We start from the raw sequence: 18,818 nt of genomic DNA, 5'->3' as shown, positions 1-18,818 counted from the left end.
AAAGAAAAGGTCTGAATTATGAAAATTATGGTTGTTTGCGGTCACGGTCTTGGTACTAGCCTAATGATGGAAATGAGCATCAAAGGCATCGTGAAAGAATTGAATGTAAACGCAGAAGTGGATCATATCGATCTAGGTTCTGCAAAAGGTACGGATTGTGACATCTTCATCGGTACTAACGACATCGTTGAACAGTTGAACGCACTTGGCGTTGAACCTCGCATCGTTGCGCTTGATAACATGGTCGACAAAGTGGCAATGAAAGAGCGTCTATCTGTAGCACTTCAAGAGCTTGGCGCTCTATAAGGTGGCGTTATGGAATTTTTCAGTTTCTTAATGAACGATGTCCTATCAGAGCCAGCGGTTCTGGTAGGTCTCATCGCCCTCATCGGCTTAATTGCCCAGAAAAAACCGGTTACTGAGTGTATTAAAGGCACGGTAAAAACCATTCTTGGTTTCATCGTGCTTGGTGCGGGTGCGGGTCTGGTTGTGACTTCTCTGGGTGACTTCGCGACGATTTTCCAACACGCATTTGGCATCACAGGCGTGGTTCCAAACAACGAAGCTATCGTCTCTATCGCGCAAGAAGCGTTTGGTAAAGAGATGGCGATGATCATGTTCTTCGGTATGTTAGTGAACATTCTGATCGCTCGCTTCACGCCATGGAAATTCATCTTCCTAACAGGTCACCACACGTTATTTATGTCGATGATGGTAGCGGCAATCCTTGCTTCTAGCGGCATGAAAGGCGTTCCACTGATCGCGCTTGGCTCTCTAGTTGTGGGCTCTGTGATGGTGTTCTTCCCTGCGATTGCTCACAAGTACATGAAGCAAGTAACAGGTTCTGACGACGTTGCGATTGGTCACTTCTCTACCCTTTCTTACGTGCTAGCTGGCTTTATTGGCAGCAAGTTCGGTAATAAAGAACACTCTACTGAAGAGATGAACGTACCTAAGAGCTTGTTGTTCCTACGTGACACGCCAGTAGCAATCTCGTTCACCATGGGCATCATCTTTATGGTGACGTGTATCTTCGCTGGCGGTGACTTTGTACGCGAAGTCAGCGGTGGTAAGCACTGGTTCATGTTCGCACTGATGCAATCCATCACATTTGCCGGTGGTGTGTACGTCATCCTTCAAGGTGTACGTATGGTTATCGCAGAAATCGTTCCAGCATTTAAAGGCATCTCAGACAAACTAGTACCAAACGCAAAACCTGCGCTTGATTGTCCGGTTGTATTCCCATACGCACCAAACGCGGTATTGGTTGGCTTCCTATCGAGCTTTGCGGCGGGTCTTTTGGGTATGTTCCTACTTTACGTGATGGGTCTTACTGTGATTATCCCTGGTGTCGTTCCACACTTCTTCGTAGGTGCTGCAGCAGGTGTATTTGGTAACGCTACAGGTGGTCGTCGCGGTGCAATCTTAGGTGCTTTTGCACAAGGTTTACTGATTACCTTCCTACCAGTATTCCTAATGCCAGTACTTGGTGACCTAGGCTTTGCTAACACGACCTTCAGTGACGCAGACTTCGGCGCTGTTGGTATCCTACTGGGTCTGATTGTTCGCTAAGTGGTTAGTCTGAATATGACTAGCTGATAACTGACTTGATTGAGGCGCGAATAGGCTCATCGGCATCAATCCTCAAAAATCTCTAGTCATAGCAAACGACTGGCTTTAGAAGAACCGGATCATGAAAGAAAACAAACGCCCCTCACGTGAGGGGCGTTTTTCTTTTTGGCACTATCTTAAGCAAGTTTGGCTTATTGAAGCGTAGTTCCGTTAGATAGCAGCTTTCTTGTCGGCTCTTGTTCGGTGTATTCGACCGCATCGTGATCCGCGAGCTTATCGACTTCCGCCTGTTCACCCACCACAATCAACACGTGTTGTTTCACCAGAGCGTCGACCACTTCAATGTTGTGCTGACGAAGAAGCGCTCTCACTTCGCTCTCTTTCCCTTCATGATACTTAACAAAGTAACGTGCAGGTTGCTGCTCGGCTTGATCTTGGCGTTCATCCACGAGAGGAAATCCTTGATTGTTTGCCAAGCTGCTTGAGCTCAGTCCGATTGCCAATAGTGCGGTAGCGCCTACCGCAGACAAAGAAAGTAAGGTCAACTTCTTCATAGTCACTCCTTATTGAAAGGTCAGAGTCCAACTGTTGATGGTGCCTGTGTCTCTTCTGGCATTGTCCACCGCTTTAAGTTCCCATGTGCCTTGCGATTCAAAACCAGAGAAGTCCGCTTGGAAACTGGTTTTAATGTCGTTCGCACCACCACCCGCATTGTCGTGCAGTACTACTTGACCACCATCTGGTGACGTTAGCGTGACACGAAGATCGCCAATGTAGGTGTGAGTGATATCCAAGTCGATAGTCACTGAACCTGCATCGCCAGAGCGAGCAACATCTAATGGGCTTACGATACCTGCAGAGCTGTTGTCAGGAATCGCTACTGCATTCGAGTTGGTGTAGCTAGAAGGTGCAGAACCGCCGCCTGATGAATCACCCGAACCGTTATGCGCGGCAACAAGAGAAACACCAGAGTACGCGCTGTAGCCGTAAACCAATACTTCATATTGCCCTGCGCCAGATACGTTCAAGCTACAGCTTTCGCCATTACCGCCCGCCCATGAACGACAATCGTAAGTGCTGGTGCTTGGTGTGCCGTTAAAGCGCACGTAAAGGTCAGCATCACCAGAGCCACCACTCATGTTGAATGTCGCTTGCGTTGCATCCGCTGGGACGTCAAACACGAATACTGTGCTTGATTTGCTGCCGCCAGAAAGCTGCGTTTTCGCCACACCATTTTCTAGAACGTTGTCGTTGCCAGAGCCGCCGCCATCCGGACCATTACAGCCTGCGTCTAGGTATTGTTTCGCAGCCTCAGCATTCACAAGACCATGACCAGTGCGGTTATCACGACCTGTTACGTCGATGTCCGTTGCTGTCTTGATCAGTGCGTTACGTACTTGTGCTGCGGTACAGGTTGGATGGTAACTCCACACTAAACCTGCAACACCAGTTACGTGCGGTGTCGCCATCGAAGTACCGTTGTAGTACTCGTAGTCTTCACCCTTGGTGGTCGATACCGTGATGTCTTGACCAACATAGCCCAACAGCTCCTGACCGAAAGCACGATCAACCGTCACTGACACAATACGCGCCGCGTTGTTTTGATCGACAAGGAAAGGATTCTGCAAACCCGGAAGCTCAGAGTTACTGTACACAATCGCCGCACTTGCGCCTGCGTTGTAACACGCTTGAACTGCATCGATTTCTGGGTAGTTACCTGATGATTGGTTGCCCACACGCTCGGTCAAACAAATCTTGCCCGTCATATCACCACAGCTGAAGCTGCTACCGGATACGTCACAGCTTGCCAGTGTCGCCGTGATAGAACCGGCTACTGGATCAGGACCGTAACTGCCACCCGATTGGATCAAGCGGTTGTGAGGAACGATGCCACGATCGAACTGGCTAACACCGTTCAAGCGAATGTCTGAAAGCTTACCCTCGCCCACGGTCACCGTAGATAGAATCGCTACGCCCGGACCTGCGATTTCAACTTGGTCTGTCGCTTGAGAGAACGCCGCGTGATCACGCTTATCATCCACTGCCGCAACGGACATAACTGAGTCGTAAGACGCTGGGTAGCTGTGCGCAGTATTACCATCGTTACCCGCAGCGGCAATCAGCAGCACGCCTTGGTCGTAAATGGTTTGCAACGCGTTTTTCTCTGTCACACTCGACTGGCTACCACCAAGGCTCATGTTGACGACGTTCGCGCCGTTGTCAGCACAAGTTTGTACCGCTTTAACCAAGCTGGATGAGTAGCCCCAACCCGCTTCATTGAACACCTTAACGATGTGCAAATTCACGTTTTGGTTCGGCATAACGCCTTTGATGCCCTCTGTGTTGGCAATCGCGGCAATCGTACCTGCTACGTGCGTACCGTGAGCGTTGTTATTACCCGGAACACTCCAAGAACCGGTACCGCTATCATTTGTACCCGACACTCGGTTACCACTCAGATCGTTGTGCGCCAAATCGTAACCCGAGTCGATGATACACACGGTGCGATTCCCTGCATTTGAGTCATTCAGAAGCTGAGCATTCACCGCCTCATAGCCCCAAGGGATAGTCTCGCTTAACAGATAACGCGGTGGGTCAATTTCAACGTATTCCACGTCGCTGCGGTTACGCAGTTGCCCCAACTCCGAGTCTTCCATTTCCACGCTGTAAATCGCGCGATTTCCTAGCTTTTCCACTTTACGCGCTTTGAGCTGATCTAAGACCGACTCTTGCGCGATACGTGGTCCCCAGAATGAGTTCCCACCCAATGCTGAAGGACTGGACGTATCTTCTTTAAATTTGACGATGTATTTGGTCGGCAAGTTAGATTCGTCGAACCCCGTCAGAGGAGCCGCATGCGCTGACATCGAAAATGTCAGTGCCACTGCAACGGCAGACAATGAAAACAAGCCATTTAATTTAGTTGTTGTGTGATGCATTTGCTCTATTCCTTTTTGAGCTGATTTTTATTCACTTTACGCTCATGAAAAATCATTCACTTATCATTAACATGAGCTACTCAGCTATAGATTATTTGTAAAAAAATCCAAACAATTGATTTTGTGAATGCATAATTGTTAATAAAGGATCATTTAATCAACAGATAAAGTGAACATCAAAAAGGAACCAATTTTCTTATAAAGCAATTACTTATTAACGCCAAAAGTGCATGTTAAATTAATGTTAGTGAGTAATTATTCTAGATTTTATAAAATTATGCTATTTACTAAATCTATTGAAAGTTGAACGCGGTACCAGAATTGACAAAATGAATAATTAGATATTTGACTAAGTAGGGTATTTACTCAGAATGAGGACGTTTGGTGAGATAAATTCTCACCTAAATCATGACGATAATCATCACAGAGAGTGAATCATGAATAAAACTATTACGTTACTTAGTGCATTATTACTACCACTAAGTTTTGCTCACGCTGCCGAGCCAACATTGTCTCCAGAGATGGTCAGTGCCTCTCAAGTAAGAAGCGCGCAAGCGAAACAAACTTACACTTATGTCCGCTGCTGGTACCGCACCAGTTATTCAAAAGATGAACCTGCGACCGATTGGGAATGGGCAGAAAATCCAGACGGCAGTTACTTCACGCTTGATGGCTACTGGTGGAGTTCGGTTTCTTTCAAGAACATGTTCTACACAGACACACCGCAAAGTGTTATCAAGCAACGTTGTGAGCAAACTCTGGACCTAGCAAATGAAAACGCTGACATCACCTTCTTTGCAGCCGATAACCGTTTCTCCTACAACCATACTATCTGGAGCAACGACCCTGTCATGCAGCCAGACCAAATCAACAAGGTCGTAGCATTGGGTGACAGCTTGTCTGATACAGGCAACATCTTTAATGCATCACAATGGCGATTCCCGAATCCAAATAGCTGGTTCTTGGGACACTTCTCAAACGGTTTTGTGTGGACTGAGTACATTGCTCAAGCGAAAAACTTACCGCTATACAACTGGGCTGTAGGTGGCGCGGCAGGCGAAAACCAATACATCGCTCTGACTGGTGTAGGTGAGCAAGTTTCCTCTTACTTGGCATATGCGAAATTAGCGAAAAACTACAAGCCTGCTAATACCCTGTTTACCCTTGAGTTTGGTCTAAATGACTTCATGAACTACAACCGTAGCGTGCCAGAAGTGAAATCAGACTACGCGGAAGCCTTGATTAAACTGACCGATGCAGGTGCGAAGAACTTGTTGTTGATGACACTACCAGATGCAACACGTGCACCACAGTTTACCTACTCGACTCAAGAAGAAATCAACAAGATCCGCGCGAAGATCGTGGAAATGAATGAGTTCATCAAAGCACAAGCGGCGTATTACACTGCACAAGGCTACAACGTTACCTTGTACGATACGCATGCACTGTTTGAAAGCTTAACAGCAAATCCAGAGCAACACGGTTTTGTAAACGCGAGCCAAGCTTGCCAAGACATCAACCGCTCTTCATCGGTGGATTACCTATACCATCATGCATTGCGTTCTGAGTGTGCGTCTTCTGGCTCTGATAAGTTTGTATTCTGGGACGTAACGCACCCGACCACAGCAACACACCACTACGTGGCAGAAAAAATGCTAGAAAGTACGAATCAATTGTCAAACCATCCTTTCTAAGTTAACGAAACTCATAGAACCTCTCTGTAGTCGAGAGGTTCTAATTGCCTTATTCCCATTCATAAGCCAGAGATTGTATTCGTCGTTCGAACTCGATAAGTTGAAAGAAAACTCTGAGGTCAACGTCATGCTCGAACATCCTTTAACTCAACGCGCTCTTGAAATCATTCGCTCGAAATCTGTTGGAGCACCTCAATCACATCCATTTTCGGTCACAATTAACTTCCATCCCGATCGTTTGACCTCTCAAGGCATACCTCTTCTCAAAGCAATTGCGCAAGACGGAAAGCTCAAATCTCAGTTTGAAACCGGTACAAGCAATGGCGGATTAACAGCTTATAAAGGCGGAGAGCGTTGGCGTTGGGAGCAACGCGTGTTTGATGGTGTGTACGACAATAGCCAACCAAATCAACGCCCAAAGTATGGCGCGTTAAACTTCTCAGGTTCAGAAGTTGGCGCTTCACCAAGATTTGGGTCAAGCTACTTCTTATTGAAACCAGAAATCACTAAGCGAGCGACATTTTGTTATCCAGATAGCTTCTTCGAGCCAGAGCACTTCGCCACCATTGAACGTGTTCAAGCCTTGTTGGATGAGTTAAACGCACAAGCGCCAGACAGGTTGGACGCCTATATCGAAACTCAAATCCACGGCGATTTGCGCTTGGAGGAAGATATTCGAGCCTTGGTGCTCGATCCTTCATTTAAAGGCACAGAGGTAGAAGATTACGCTCGCGAGTTACCAGTTGAAATTCGTTGGCACAGTGGCTTTTGTGTCTCAATAGAAGACATCAATCTTTATCCAGACTACCGAGGACAAACCATTTTAGACATCGCAAATCAAGTTGCAGAAAATGGCATGCTAACACCACGCATTATTGGTGAAGCGGTAAAAGCAAAAGCGTTTGACGAGCAAGATTTGAAGAAAGTCTGGCACTACTTAGCGCGATTTGGGTTTGATTATCGATAAGCTAGCGATTAAAAGCCACCAGCCCAGCTATCGAATTCATCAATCACATCTAGCTCTTTTTGAGTTCGAGGACGAGGATAATAAGGTAGAGCAAGTAGCTTTTCTGACGGCATTAGCAGCCAATCTGGTGACATCTTCATACGCACCAATTCTTGCTCCCCTTCACGGCGCACAAACATATAATAACCATCAACGTGAGTATTGGCATAACTTGCGATTTGAACGATTTCTCCACTTGGCAGCTTTACTTTGCGTCCCAAAGGATAGAGACGATGCAACGCAAAACTCACATGCGCATCTTCAAGATAGCCCTTTTTGAATCGAGAGATGCCAATCGCAGTCGATGTTGTTCGATGAGACCAACCCGCCAATATCAACCCTTTGAGAGAATCTTTGAATGGCTGCCCTTTTGGCTCACCTTCATTGGAGATGAATTGCACCGTTAACGTGTCACCTTGCTCATCTAAAATTTGCAAAAATTGTTCACCAGTTTTATCTGCCAATAATTTCACGCTACTGCTCCGCCAAAGGTTTATGAATGAAATACTATATACAACTTGGCAAGAGCTAGCTATTACGCTGCATTGTTTTCCTTGAACTCGACTCAATGACAACGCTCTGAACCCTGCATCTTGAAATCACTTGGGTATAAAGCCCCTAACGCAAAGTTCAAGGTCGTTTTTCGTCAATCTTGCTATGATAATTTGGTCACTTTTTAAGGAACAAAGAATGAATCTAAAACACTATATTGTATTGCCTATGATGGCAGCGGTGCTGTTTGGTTGTGCTCAGCGCAATTCTGATGACACCATGAACACAATGACAATTCATGTCGCTCCTGAGCGTGTAGACTGCGTGGGTGTGGCTCCAATGAAGTGCATGGTCGTGGACGGTAACTACTTCTATGATCAAATTGACGGTTTTGAATTTGAACCCGGCTATGAGTACACCTTAAAAGTCAAACGCATCCAGCAATTTACTCCAGAGAATGCGCCAGCAGATACAAGTTTGTACCGATATGAACTCATTGAAGTACTAGAGAGACGATAGCCCAAGATTAACCGCCTGTTGAAAGGAAATCATTATGTTTGGAAGTTGGAAACGAAACCGCCAAATTCGAGAAATCGCAAAAGACATTACACCTAAACTCGTGCTCAAGTATGGTGAGAAAACGGATTACGCGAAGAAAGAGATCGATTGGGCACTCAAAGAAAATGGAAAAACAGACGACGCTTTCGCCCTTCTCGCATACGGCATGTTCATTAACCAAACCACTTACGTGTCGATAGGGCTAAGCCAAGAGCTGGGTGAGCATGTTGAATTTCAATCAGAAGTCTCACTTGCCTTGTTTGACCAAGCGACAGATCTTGTAAGCGTCAGTGCTTTACTGACTTACGCAGAAATTCAGGACTGCAACAAACAACAACCCGCCACCGATTCTAATGATTTCGATGCTGACAGCGGAGACTTTGGAAGAGACGGTGGTGATGGTGGCGGCGAATAACATCACGCCAACATCTGTGGTGATAAGCACCTGTGGCAACAAAAAGCGGCGCTAATTCATCCCTATAATAATCACGAAAAGGCTCATCGCGAGCCTTTTGCCTTATCACCTTGGGTAACTTAATAGCTTCTTTTTGCTTATACCAAGCCTTTCAATTTCGCTAAACCATAAGCGGCAATGGTCACGCAGTCTTTGATTTCGCCGTCTATCATCATGCGCTCAAACGCTTCGACAGAAAACGAACGAGTGATCAAATCTTCTTCTTCGCTATCTAGCTGATTGCCCACTTCAGACAACTCACTCGCGAAGTACACATGGCAAGTCTGGTTTAAGAACCCGTAAGCGATGAACTGCGCACCAACGTACTCCATCTTATTAGCCTGCATGCCGGTCTCTTCACGAAGTTCACCTTTTGCTAGCTCAAGATGATCCGCATCTGGATTTGATTCCCACGCCCCTTGCGGGATTTCCCAACAACGTTGCCCTACGGTGTAACGAAACTGCTGTACTAAATGAATCACACCGTTATCGATAGCCAGAATCGCCGCACAGTCTGGCTTATCGACCACACCGTAAATGCCTTCGGCTCCGCTAGGGCGTTGGATTTTATCTTCACGTACCGTCATCCATTTATTTTGATATACCACTTTGCTGTCGAGCTGCTTGATGTCTGCCATGAGAGTCCTTACTGCTTGATTCTTCGAAATTACTTGTTGGATTAAGCGCCATTCTAACGCTGTTTGCGTGTCAGTTTGTAGACGGTTTTCAAATTCGAGGCGCTTATTTACGTTCAATATGTCGCATAAAAATAATCATTCATCGCAATAATTCCAATGGCGCGAAATGGCAAGTTTTCCCACCGGGGAACTCATATAGTTAACCCATCGACGCAAGGCATGGCTTTGCAAACTTGTTCATTATTGATTGAGGGTTCTTATGAGCGCATCGGATAAAGTCTACGGTTTCAACACTCCACAGCGTCTGTTTGTTGGTTATACCTTGGCGGTATTGGTAGACCTTACGGTACTGAACTTCTATGACGAATACTGGGACTTTGTAACGATTGATTCGTTTACGATTTCTTTCGCCGCGGCATTGCTGCTTCAGTTGCTTTTGAAGCTGTCGATCAAAGCGGAACACAAAATTGCAGAGTACTTTAAATCGAAACCGGGCACGGCACCTAAGATTTATCGCGGTCTTTCGACTTACGTTATTTTGGTCGGTTCGAAGTTCGTGATGCTAGAAGCAATTAACATCCTATTTGGTGACAAGGTTGACTTTAGTGGTCCTTGGAACGGTGTCGTCGCCTTCTTTGCGGTGGTGTTTACCATCCTGATTTCAGAAGTCATCGTCGGCAAGATTTACTTCAAGCTTGGTGAGAAAGAACAACAAGTGCAAGGCGAATTGACTGAAAAAAACGCAAACTAATAAGCAAGATCGATTGACACAAAACAGTATCGATAAAAACAAAAAAGCGCTGATAAATCAGCGCTTTTTCCGTTTATTTGTCTACTTAAGCTTAAGCGATGAGGATGCTCTTAAGCTCATTCAATGATTCCACCGTGTAGCTTGGTGCAATGCGCTCATCCACACTTGCGCCTGTGGTGTTCAGCCAACATGTTTCAATACCGAAGTTGTTACCACCCAAGATATCAGAATGCAGGTTGTCACCCACCATCAAGACGCGCGTCTTACACGGGTTACCCATTTGTGTCATCGCGTACTCAAAGATGCCTAGATCCGGCTTGGCAATACCGACTTGTTCAGAAATCACCACATGCTCGAAGTAATCGCTCATACCTGTGCGTTCTAGACGAATCGCTTGCAGCTCGGTAAAGCCATTGGTGATGATGCCCATTTTGGCTTTACCTTGCAGCGCTTCCATCAACTCTTTCGCACCCGGCAGCAAAGTGCAGATGTCTGCCATCGCTTCTAAGAATGCCGTGTTGAGATCCGCCGTCGTGGTATTGAGCTTTTCTGCCCACTCAGTAAAGCGTTTGTGCTTGAGCTCATCTGCTGTCACTTTACCATCTTGGTAATCTACCCAAAGTGGCTTGTTGACCGTTTGGTAGTGGGCAAAATCTTGCTCGGTGAAGTCTACGCCTTTGCGAGAAAACATTAGCTGCAAACCTTTGAAGGCATCAAAGTGAAACAAGGTTTCGTCAGCATCAAACAAGATCCAATCGTATTTCATTTTCTTCTTTCCAATATCCAGGTCGTTTTCTGCCGCATAGTCTAATTGTTTTCTTCTTGAAGATAATCTCTATAATTGGAAAATGATTGTATCGTTTTTCTCAACAATAAAATTAATAATAGATAATCCCAATAACCTAGGAGCACGCCGTGAATGCCATTGCGTCACTGCCAGTATTTGTCGCTGTCGTCGAATGCGGCAGCTTTTCCCTTGCCGCCAAGCAGTTAAACCTGACTAAATCGGCGATAAGCAAACGCATTAACCAACTCGAAGATGACCTCGGCATTCGCTTGCTTAATCGCACTACGAGAAAGCTCAGCCTAACCGAAGCTGGACGTCGATACTTCGAGTACGCTTCACAAGCAGTCAACCTTGCTCAGCAAGGCGTCGATGCCGTTTCTGAGTTGCAAGGTTCACCCCAAGGTAGGCTTAAAATCACCGCCCCTATGTCTTTTGGCGTTTTGCACGTTGCGCCACTTATCAGCGAATTTCTTGCACGTTACCCGAAAATTGAGGTGGATTTACAGCTAGAAGACGCCATGGTGGATTTGGTCGAACAAGGCTTTGATTTGGGGATTCGCATTGGCGAACTTGCGACTTCTAACCTTGTCGCTAAGCGCCTTGCTCCGTGTAAAAGCGTACTGTGCGCCTCTCCCGCATACCTAGAAGAATTTGGCGTACCAACCAAACCAAGCGATTTGGTGACACACAACTGTTTGCGCTATTCGTATTTCCGAGGCGGGGTGGAATGGATGTTCATCAACAGCGGTAACGAATATAAGGTACTGCCGAAGGGCAACTTTGTGGTCAACAACAGTGAAGCGATTCGCCAGTTGCTATTAAGAGGCTCTGGCATCGCACAATTACCGACCTTCATCGCCGCCAAAGACTTTGCAGCAGGCAACTTAAAACCGCTTATGGAAGAATTCTCTCTTCCTGAGCATGCCATCTATGCGGTATTTCCAGAGCGTAAGCACATGCCATTGAAGGTACGTGTGTTCATCGACTTCATTAGCGAGAAGCTTGGCACTGATACACCGTACTGGGATCGCTATTGATCGATTTGAATACCAACTGACGAATACACATGTTTTGCTGAGATCAGTTATTGGTCTCAATCAGAAGATCTTTCTTCAATTTTAGCGCCATAATTTCCTTTCTCAGCACTTCTTTAGTTTCAGGATCTTCTGAGCTTTCGAATTCTTTCTGCTTCTTATCGATAAGCCGCATCATTTGCACCGCTGGCGGTAGGCAGTTTGCATCTTTAAGAATCTTCATACCCATTCGGTGCTCTGCGGGTGTTTTAAAATAGTCTTCAAGGTCGAGCTTTTTTCCTCTGTAGGGGTTGTCTTTAAGCTCACCTGTTTTTTCAGCATTGCGAATCCAACCACCGATCGCGTTATCAATGTATGACGACATATTCACCTCTCGTGTAATGCGTTCTATTTGTAAACGGCTTTGAGACCTTCGATCGTGATTCGAATACCATCATCGAAGTACTTTTCATAGTTCACGGGCTTAGCTTGACTCATTAACCACGCAAAATGAGGCAGTTGCTCGTCGTCCAATTCAGGAAGAGATTGAGGTTTATTGCGTGCAGCTTGCTCTTGATGCTCAACGATATCCGTCACTCGCGTATAAACACTCGCAAACGCCATAAAACCAACTTCTGCTTCAAATTTGGCCTCTCTGAAGATACCTAAAATATCGTTGACGATGATGCTTGAAGCCGGCGTGAAGCTTTGGCTATGGCGAATAAACGCGACCGAACCCGGAATAGACATAAGTGCTTGTCTAAAGTTTTTCGCAAACGTGTAAAGGTATGCTTCCCAGTCTTTCTCTTGCGGCAATTCGACTTTCCCTAGTACATAGTCGCAACATAAATCGACCAACGCTTCTTTAGAGCCAACATGTCGGTACAGTGCCGTCGCGCTGACCCCCAATTGTTTGCCCAGCGCATGCATGCTTACATTTTCTAACCCTAGGTTTAAGGCACACTCAACCACGTCTTTTCTAGAAATTTGCGCAGGACGCCCTTTACTGCTTTTTTCGCTCATCATCGTCTCAAAATAAATAGTTAACACCATTAAGTTAATACCATTAACTTAAACTATCAATACTGCGATTTATTCAAAACGACGTACCACCTTATTTGGTTAATCTAATGTTTCATTTTTAACAGGTGCGCAACCGCTGTAGGAGCGCTAACTTAAGTAGCACGTCAACCACACCGGAGCGTGAAGCTATGAAAGTACTGATTCAATACACCCAAGCGGGTAAATATCGTGACCAAGCGTGGGAATCACTGACGCTAAAAGCAAAAGGCGAGATTCAAGCCGTGACGCCTTCTTATGCCGCTCAGCTTATTGAGCAAAACAAAGCGACGCTTGTAATGACCGAAGACGAACAAGTGATCTTCCATTCTTAATCTAACAGCGACTGACACTAAAAAGGCCTGCGTTTCTGCAGGCCTTTGTTTTTATTGGTTGAGGTTTAATTACTCAAAATCACTCGCTTCTGGCAGACGATCTAGCATTTCATAGTACTCACCAGCTACCGTACCGATGTCACCACGAATGTACGCTTGGATTAGATTCAGATCTTTCAGCCATAGATCTTTGTCTGCATCCGCAGACGCGACATAGCCAGCATACACATTATCAACTGCAAACATCATGTCTTTTGTGTAGTTGTTATAAATCAGAGCCATTGCGTCAGTGTAAGCTTCAAATACTTTTGTCGTCTTATGTGCTTTGCCACCTTTATAACTTAATGTTCCTGCAACTGAATCCATCACAAGATCACCTGAAGTCAGGTTGGCTCTCACAAAGTTACCGAATGAAGTGCTAAACGTCAGCACACCTGCTGCAATGTCTGCATCAATGGTAGTTTTCATTGCATTTACCATTGGAGCATCCAGTAGCAATACCGCATCGTGGTATGCAGGAAGAATCGATGTACGGAATGGTCCCCATGCCTTTTCAATGTCCGAAGCAATCTTGCTTAGTTGTGCCGAGTCGTAGTTATCCAAGTAGTTTTTCAGATCGTAGCCTTCGCTGGTAACTAGCTGATTTGCGTAATCATAAGCCAGTTTGTTGGCTTTCGTTGCCACAAACTTCTTACCATCAATTACAAACTCTACTTTGTCACCTGCAATAATACCGTAGCGATCTTGTTGTTTAGTGAATGCATCAAACTGCGCTTTACCACGAGCCTTAACTTTGTAATCGTCAGACTGCATTTGGCTAACGCCCATTTCAAGGATCACATCACCGATACGTTCACGACTGACTGCGTCAATGCCCAAGAATCGATAAATACCACGTGGCATTGGAGGTAAGGACTCCATTTGTTCAGTAAGGTGTAAGTTCACCGTGGTACCTTTTAGGTTGGTGTATGACTTACCCTCTTTATCCACCAGCGCGACAGGCGTGCTTAAAGCATCATTTGCCACAATGTTGCCCATGATATCTTCATATTCAGCTTGAACACCTGGTAGGTCCAACAACGAAGCAAAGCTCACTTCATCGGTGTAGCGGTTAGAGAATCGACGTGCCAAGAAATAGCTCGCAAGCGCTTTGTCTGGCCAGTAACCCAACACTGACACGGCGTTTGACCAAGGGTAATCAGGGTCAAAGCTGCCAATAGAGTTCAAGAAGCGTCCGTTTTGTGTCTCTGCAACCGCCTTGTAACCTTCATCGGCATCTTCAATGAAACGCGCCGCTAACTCATCAAAACAATTTGCTGCCGACAAATCGTAATCCGCCGGAATTTGGTGTGAGTTATTATCCAGCAATTTACCAAACGAAATCACTTTTTGATTGCCTGACGCATTTTCAATCACACATTGGTGCTCTGGTGTACGCAAAACATCAAGGAAGAACGCTGCTGATTTCTTCGCACCATTAGCGTAGTCACAGAACCATGAGTTATCTGCTTTGCCTTCACTACAGTATTGAGGGTTTGATGCTAGGCGCAGCAAGAAATCGCCCGGCTTATCTGTACTAGCGGTATAACCTAAGTTGGTGTACAAGTTATCGATGCGTTCTAGATCTTCCACCTTGTCACGAATCGAGTTCATCTCAGAATAACGGCGTAATAGGTAACCTATGTAATCTGTGGAGTACAACCCTGTCGTTCCGTAAAGCTGCAAATTGCGGCGGTCATAACTATCAAGGTAGTTTTGCCATTCATAAGAGACAATTTCTTCTAAGTTTGTCCCTTCATCAAAACGGTTACAGTCGCTGTTTAGTGAGACGTTACCATCAGTACAGAAGTCATATGACTTACGCTCAATCTCATTGACTTTATCAAGATAATAGAGCACACCGTAACGCGTCTTCGCCTTAAGTTCCGAGTCATCAGACAGTGCTGCAGTGTCAAATCGGCTAAAGTCACAGTTGTACAGAGATTTGCCACTGTCTGTGCCCGTTAACTTCTTAACTTCAGAACACACCATGAGTGCATCATTCTCAGCGTTATCACCAAATCTGTAGGCGAAGCTTTGCTGATAGTCTTGCAGTTCTTTTAGGTAGCTGTTGTATGCTGCTTTCGCTTCATCGCTAGCGTCGTCTGCTGGCTTCGCTACAGGTGTTGGTGCTGAGCCCGAAGATGCTTGAACGGTTTCAACTTTACGACCATAACCGAACTTAAACGCTGCAATATCGTACAGACCCCATGTTGGTGTTTCATCCAACATACTCGGCGCGTAGTCCATGGTTGAGCTGTATGCAGGAATATTATTCAAGCCCAGTTGATGTGCTTGCTCTAGCGTGTAGTAGTTTGATTTGTCATTCGAACCTTTAAAGTTATGACGTAAACCTAAGTTATGACCAAGCTCATGAACCAGCGTATTACTGTAAGTCGCTACAGTAATCGCATCTGCCGTTTTAACCTGCAGATCTTTTGGTAGGTGTTTCCAACGCTTAAGCTCTCGAGAGACTTCTTTGCCAGCATCATCTAGCTTGATTTCGAAGTAACGGTCGTCATCCAGTTTCAAATTATCAAGCATGGCTTTGCTGGTTGAAGAAACCCACGATGCTTCGATTGGGTAAACATTGTGCTCCGCCCAGAAAGACAAACGGTTTTCTTCTGTTGCGACCACCTTTTCAAAATCTAACTCATCGCTGAAGGTTTTCTTTAGCTCCGTTGGCGCTTTAGTCGCTGCTTTGCTTGTGGTCATTTCTTCTTTTGACACAAGAGGCGCAGGAATACTTTCGTCCGCTTCCAGCTTCGCGATTGCCGCCATAGTTGAGAGCGACTCAATTCTCTCTGAAACTTCTGATGTTGTTGTCGCGGAGCTTGTCGTTGGTAACGGATCGAGACCGTCTAAGTCCAATTGATTACGGTTGTAGAATCGGGCTAGGTTATCCCAGTAATAAGGAACCCCAGTTCTTGCCACACCAGCGTATTGGTTTACGTGACCTTTGATGATCTCACCCGTCATTGGGTTAGCAACGGAAGGACCATAACCTAACAAGCCGTTCGCCAGCGGCTCATCCACCAAGTTGATCACGTTGTAACGCAAATCACCCGGGTGTATACCTGCACCTTTGGTTTTGTTTACGATTTCAATTTCTGGCTTGCCAGAATCCGCACCAAATAATCTAAGTGCTTGGTTCATCTTATCGATGGATTCAAGCGTCGCATCTAAGAAGATTTTGTTTTTCTCTTCAAAGAAGTTATCGGTCAGATAATACTTGATTGAATCTTGATCAGGGTTGAAACGGTTCAGGTACACCACATCACGATCATACTTGTTTGTGATAGGGTTAAGCTGCTTTGTCTCAGAGACAAAGAAACCAATGTCATTCTCGTCACCAATAGGATATAGAACCGGTTGGTAGTCTTTGGTTGCCACCACACTCTCGTGCATTAGAGAGTAATAAAAACGAGATTTAAACGCGCCATCGACCAGCATGTCGTCAAGACCCGCTTTGGTATCTTCGTTGATGTAGGCTGACATGTTATCCAAGTCAATGCGGAACGAGCGCTCAAGTTCGAAGTTTAACGTGCCCTTCTCTGGATCAAAATCCCATGAGATTACGCGCGGCGAACCAATTTCGGTTAGCCCATCCGTGATCCCATACAGATCTTCCATATTGAATTCGGCGATCTCAAGATCTTCCGGACGCGGAGTAAAGTGGGTCTTACTCTTGTAGTTTAGACTCGCATCCTCGTTAGTTTCTTCTTTATTCGTACAGTCACCGTGACCATCTTCTTTACAGCGGTATGCTGCAAAGTCACCAGGAATAGTCAGAACATGTGCAAAGTTAACATCGTCATCATCGGCAACGAACTTCTCCTCGCCACAATAGTTGTTCGCGTCTTTGGTCAGATGTGCGTCTGGGTAGTTTTTGTCGTAATTACGAACTTCCAGACCTTCTTTACTGAAACACAGCTCAACATAACGAGGCGAACCTTGTAAAAATGGGAATTGGTTTAGCGCGAATCTTGGTGCTGCACCAGTTGTTGGTACATAGAACCAACGACCGTCTTTTAGGTCTTTAACCGCGATTTCTTTTGCATCTCTTTCGACATAGTCATAAGCCTGATCGTCAGCACCACAACCGGCAAGTCCGGCAGTGATCGCTGACACCAGAGTTAATTTTTTAAACATGGTTTGGATATCCTTAATTTTTGTTATTTTCCTAGAAGGAGTAAGCAACAGAGGCGATGTATGACGCTTTCTCTTGGTCAAGCAGGTCGATATTGCCCAGCGTTCCTCGTTCCGCATCTTGATAGAAGCCGGTAGAGGATGCTGCCAACGTTAGTGACCAGCTCTTGTTGAATTTGTAGGTTCCGTATAAGGCACCTTCATACTGCCAACTGCTCCGTCGAGTCCCTTGATAACTGATGGTGTTACCACCTAAAGCCGTGATGCCCAGAGAGAACGAATCCCAAGACTTTTCAGCGACAGAAAACAGTGAATAGGTCCACTCTGTGAGTGAGCGACCGCCATTCGTTTTGTACTTGTGGAAGTTCTTTTTGAGTCGTGGCGCGATAGAAAAATCAACGCTCCACAAAGAAAAAGAGACCGGTACGGCTAAACGAAAAGCTGTTTGTAGCTCATCATTTCGCGAGTCTTCTGAGGTAGGTATGGTGAACTGACCTGCAACAGCAATTTTCCCCGTTTCACCAAAGCGATACAGATTCGAGTATTGCAAGCCCAGTACTGAATCCGTTGCGTAAGTTCCAACTTCATCTTCTAGAGCACGGTAACCACCGGCAGAAAAGAAAGCTTTGATGTCTTTTGAAATCGCGTAGTTGAGATCCCCGCCCCAAGAAAAGTTGCGAACGGAGCGATAGTCGTCTTTGTCGTAAATATTTGTATCGTAAGAGAGGTAAACGGACCCACTTAGTTTACAAACTATACATGACGACTCTCCTTCATTTTGTGTAGATTCGATCCCGCTGCTATCAGCTACGTTGTTTTCTTCTGCGAGTAACGGCATTGAAAACAGCGTACCTAACAGCATCGCAAGCGGGGTCATCGTCCACTTAGTTGTGTGCTGCATGTTTTTAAACTTCCATGAAAATTAAGTTCATTAGAACAAACTTAAAGACAAACAGATTATTGGAATGACATTCTAAATAAGTAACTATCAGACCAATAAACCTATCAACCATAAGATTTCTCGTATGGTTAAATCCTTATTCTATTTTTGATAGATCTATTTTTAGTTATTTGTGCTATTTGAAATTTATAACTCGTGATAAGTCAACGTTGTTACAATATAACGATTCCATTTTTAAAAATTGCACAATCATATAAAGCAATCGTTGTCGTCATTACTAAAAAGACAACAATACCGATCTTTATCAACAACTTACAAAAACAAGCTTTGAAAGAGACAGAAATGAGAAATACATGTTAATAGAACAGATGCATTTATGAGAACATCATTCCGTTATAACAATCCTTGTTATGTCATTTTGGTAGGCTAAT

18 protein-coding genes are annotated in these 18,818 nt (G+C 45.3%); 9 read left to right on the top strand and 9 right to left on the bottom strand.

Going from position 1 to position 18,818, the window contains the following annotated elements; translation table 11 throughout:
• Positions 1 to 18 precede the first annotated feature (18 nt).
• On the top strand, positions 19 to 306 hold the full coding sequence (locus ABMY42_RS00465; protein ID WP_005374080.1) for a PTS sugar transporter subunit IIB: 288 nt from the start codon (positions 19 to 21) through the stop codon (positions 304 to 306).
• Between the two features lie 9 nt (positions 307 to 315).
• Positions 316 to 1,572, top strand: a complete 1,257-nt coding sequence (locus ABMY42_RS00460; RefSeq protein ID WP_005384349.1) for a PTS ascorbate transporter subunit IIC — start codon at positions 316 to 318, stop codon at positions 1,570 to 1,572.
• 191 nt (positions 1,573 to 1,763) lie between these two features.
• Here the strand turns inward: ABMY42_RS00460 and ABMY42_RS00455 are convergent, their stop codons facing one another.
• A complete protein-coding gene (locus ABMY42_RS00455; RefSeq protein ID WP_050938334.1) occupies positions 1,764 to 2,126 on the bottom strand; it encodes a hypothetical protein in 363 nt (120 codons plus the stop codon).
• Between the two features lie 9 nt (positions 2,127 to 2,135).
• Positions 2,136 to 4,511 carry a S8 family serine peptidase gene (locus ABMY42_RS00450; protein ID WP_272760293.1) on the bottom strand — a complete coding sequence of 792 codons (2,376 nt, stop codon included), beginning with the start codon at positions 4,509 to 4,511 and terminating at the stop codon, positions 2,136 to 2,138.
• A 434-nt stretch (positions 4,512 to 4,945) separates the two neighbouring features.
• On the opposite strand from ABMY42_RS00450, the gene ABMY42_RS00445 reads away from it, so the two are divergent.
• Both ABMY42_RS00445 and ABMY42_RS00440 read left to right on the top strand, forming a co-directional pair.
• Positions 4,946 to 6,205: an SGNH/GDSL hydrolase family protein gene (locus tag ABMY42_RS00445; protein ID WP_086028060.1), complete on the top strand. Its 1,260-nt coding sequence runs from the start codon at positions 4,946 to 4,948 to the stop codon at positions 6,203 to 6,205.
• A 127-nt stretch (positions 6,206 to 6,332) separates the two neighbouring features.
• Entirely contained in the window at positions 6,333 to 7,172 is an 840-nt protein-coding gene (locus tag ABMY42_RS00440) for a DUF3626 domain-containing protein (RefSeq protein ID WP_045487051.1), read from the top strand.
• A gap of 8 nt (positions 7,173 to 7,180) precedes the next feature.
• On the opposite strand, the gene ABMY42_RS00435 is transcribed toward ABMY42_RS00440, so the two are convergent.
• Positions 7,181 to 7,684 (bottom strand): hypothetical protein, encoded by a 504-nt coding sequence (locus ABMY42_RS00435; protein WP_005445419.1) that lies wholly within the window; start codon positions 7,682 to 7,684, stop codon positions 7,181 to 7,183.
• A gap of 217 nt (positions 7,685 to 7,901) precedes the next feature.
• Here ABMY42_RS00435 and ABMY42_RS00430 point away from each other — a divergent pair, with 217 nt between their 5' ends.
• Together ABMY42_RS00430 and ABMY42_RS00425 are read left to right on the top strand one after the other, a co-directional pair.
• A complete protein-coding gene (locus ABMY42_RS00430; RefSeq protein ID WP_005445420.1) occupies positions 7,902 to 8,222 on the top strand; it encodes a DUF4377 domain-containing protein in 321 nt (106 codons plus the stop codon).
• A gap of 34 nt (positions 8,223 to 8,256) precedes the next feature.
• Entirely contained in the window at positions 8,257 to 8,676 is a 420-nt protein-coding gene (locus ABMY42_RS00425; RefSeq protein WP_349265841.1) for a DUF6559 family protein, read from the top strand.
• Positions 8,677 to 8,813: 137 nt separating this feature from the next.
• Here ABMY42_RS00425 and ABMY42_RS00420 read toward each other — a convergent pair whose 3' ends face one another.
• A complete protein-coding gene (locus ABMY42_RS00420; RefSeq protein WP_005445422.1) occupies positions 8,814 to 9,353 on the bottom strand; it encodes an NUDIX hydrolase in 540 nt (179 codons plus the stop codon).
• A 259-nt stretch (positions 9,354 to 9,612) separates the two neighbouring features.
• Between ABMY42_RS00420 and ABMY42_RS00415 the strand changes: the two genes are divergently transcribed.
• Positions 9,613 to 10,104 carry a hypothetical protein gene (locus tag ABMY42_RS00415; RefSeq protein WP_005445423.1) on the top strand — a complete coding sequence of 164 codons (492 nt, stop codon included), beginning with the start codon at positions 9,613 to 9,615 and terminating at the stop codon, positions 10,102 to 10,104.
• Between the two features lie 91 nt (positions 10,105 to 10,195).
• Here the strand turns inward: ABMY42_RS00415 and yjjG are convergent, their stop codons facing one another.
• Positions 10,196 to 10,870 carry a pyrimidine 5'-nucleotidase gene (gene yjjG, locus ABMY42_RS00410; RefSeq protein WP_005445424.1) on the bottom strand — a complete coding sequence of 225 codons (675 nt, stop codon included), beginning with the start codon at positions 10,868 to 10,870 and terminating at the stop codon, positions 10,196 to 10,198.
• 149 nt (positions 10,871 to 11,019) lie between these two features.
• On the opposite strand from yjjG, the gene ABMY42_RS00405 reads away from it, so the two are divergent.
• Positions 11,020 to 11,928, top strand: a complete 909-nt coding sequence (locus ABMY42_RS00405) for a LysR family transcriptional regulator (protein WP_005432509.1) — start codon at positions 11,020 to 11,022, stop codon at positions 11,926 to 11,928.
• A gap of 43 nt (positions 11,929 to 11,971) precedes the next feature.
• Here ABMY42_RS00405 and ABMY42_RS00400 read toward each other — a convergent pair whose 3' ends face one another.
• On the bottom strand, positions 11,972 to 12,289 hold the full coding sequence (locus tag ABMY42_RS00400; RefSeq protein WP_005445426.1) for a DnaJ family domain-containing protein: 318 nt from the start codon (positions 12,287 to 12,289) through the stop codon (positions 11,972 to 11,974).
• A 23-nt stretch (positions 12,290 to 12,312) separates the two neighbouring features.
• Entirely contained in the window at positions 12,313 to 12,930 is a 618-nt protein-coding gene (locus ABMY42_RS00395; RefSeq protein WP_230849572.1) for a TetR/AcrR family transcriptional regulator C-terminal domain-containing protein, read from the bottom strand.
• A 185-nt stretch (positions 12,931 to 13,115) separates the two neighbouring features.
• On the opposite strand from ABMY42_RS00395, the gene ABMY42_RS00390 reads away from it, so the two are divergent.
• Positions 13,116 to 13,298: a hypothetical protein gene (locus ABMY42_RS00390; RefSeq protein ID WP_005445428.1), complete on the top strand. Its 183-nt coding sequence runs from the start codon at positions 13,116 to 13,118 to the stop codon at positions 13,296 to 13,298.
• Positions 13,299 to 13,367: 69 nt separating this feature from the next.
• Here the strand turns inward: ABMY42_RS00390 and ABMY42_RS00385 are convergent, their stop codons facing one another.
• Together ABMY42_RS00385 and ABMY42_RS00380 are read right to left on the bottom strand one after the other, a co-directional pair.
• Complete coding sequence (locus ABMY42_RS00385; RefSeq protein ID WP_050904375.1) at positions 13,368 to 17,489, bottom strand: zinc-dependent metalloprotease; 4,122 nt, start codon at positions 17,487 to 17,489, stop codon at positions 13,368 to 13,370.
• A 31-nt stretch (positions 17,490 to 17,520) separates the two neighbouring features.
• Positions 17,521 to 18,387 carry a hypothetical protein gene (locus ABMY42_RS00380; protein ID WP_045487056.1) on the bottom strand — a complete coding sequence of 289 codons (867 nt, stop codon included), beginning with the start codon at positions 18,385 to 18,387 and terminating at the stop codon, positions 17,521 to 17,523.
• Positions 18,388 to 18,818: the final 431 nt, after the last annotated feature.

Source organism: Vibrio sp. SSH13-20 (assembly GCF_040104475.1).
GTDB classification, from domain to species: Bacteria; Pseudomonadota; Gammaproteobacteria; order Enterobacterales; family Vibrionaceae; genus Vibrio; species Vibrio harveyi.
Note: the sequence above shows the minus strand (reverse complement) of the source record. Positions and strands in the feature narration are given on the sequence as shown.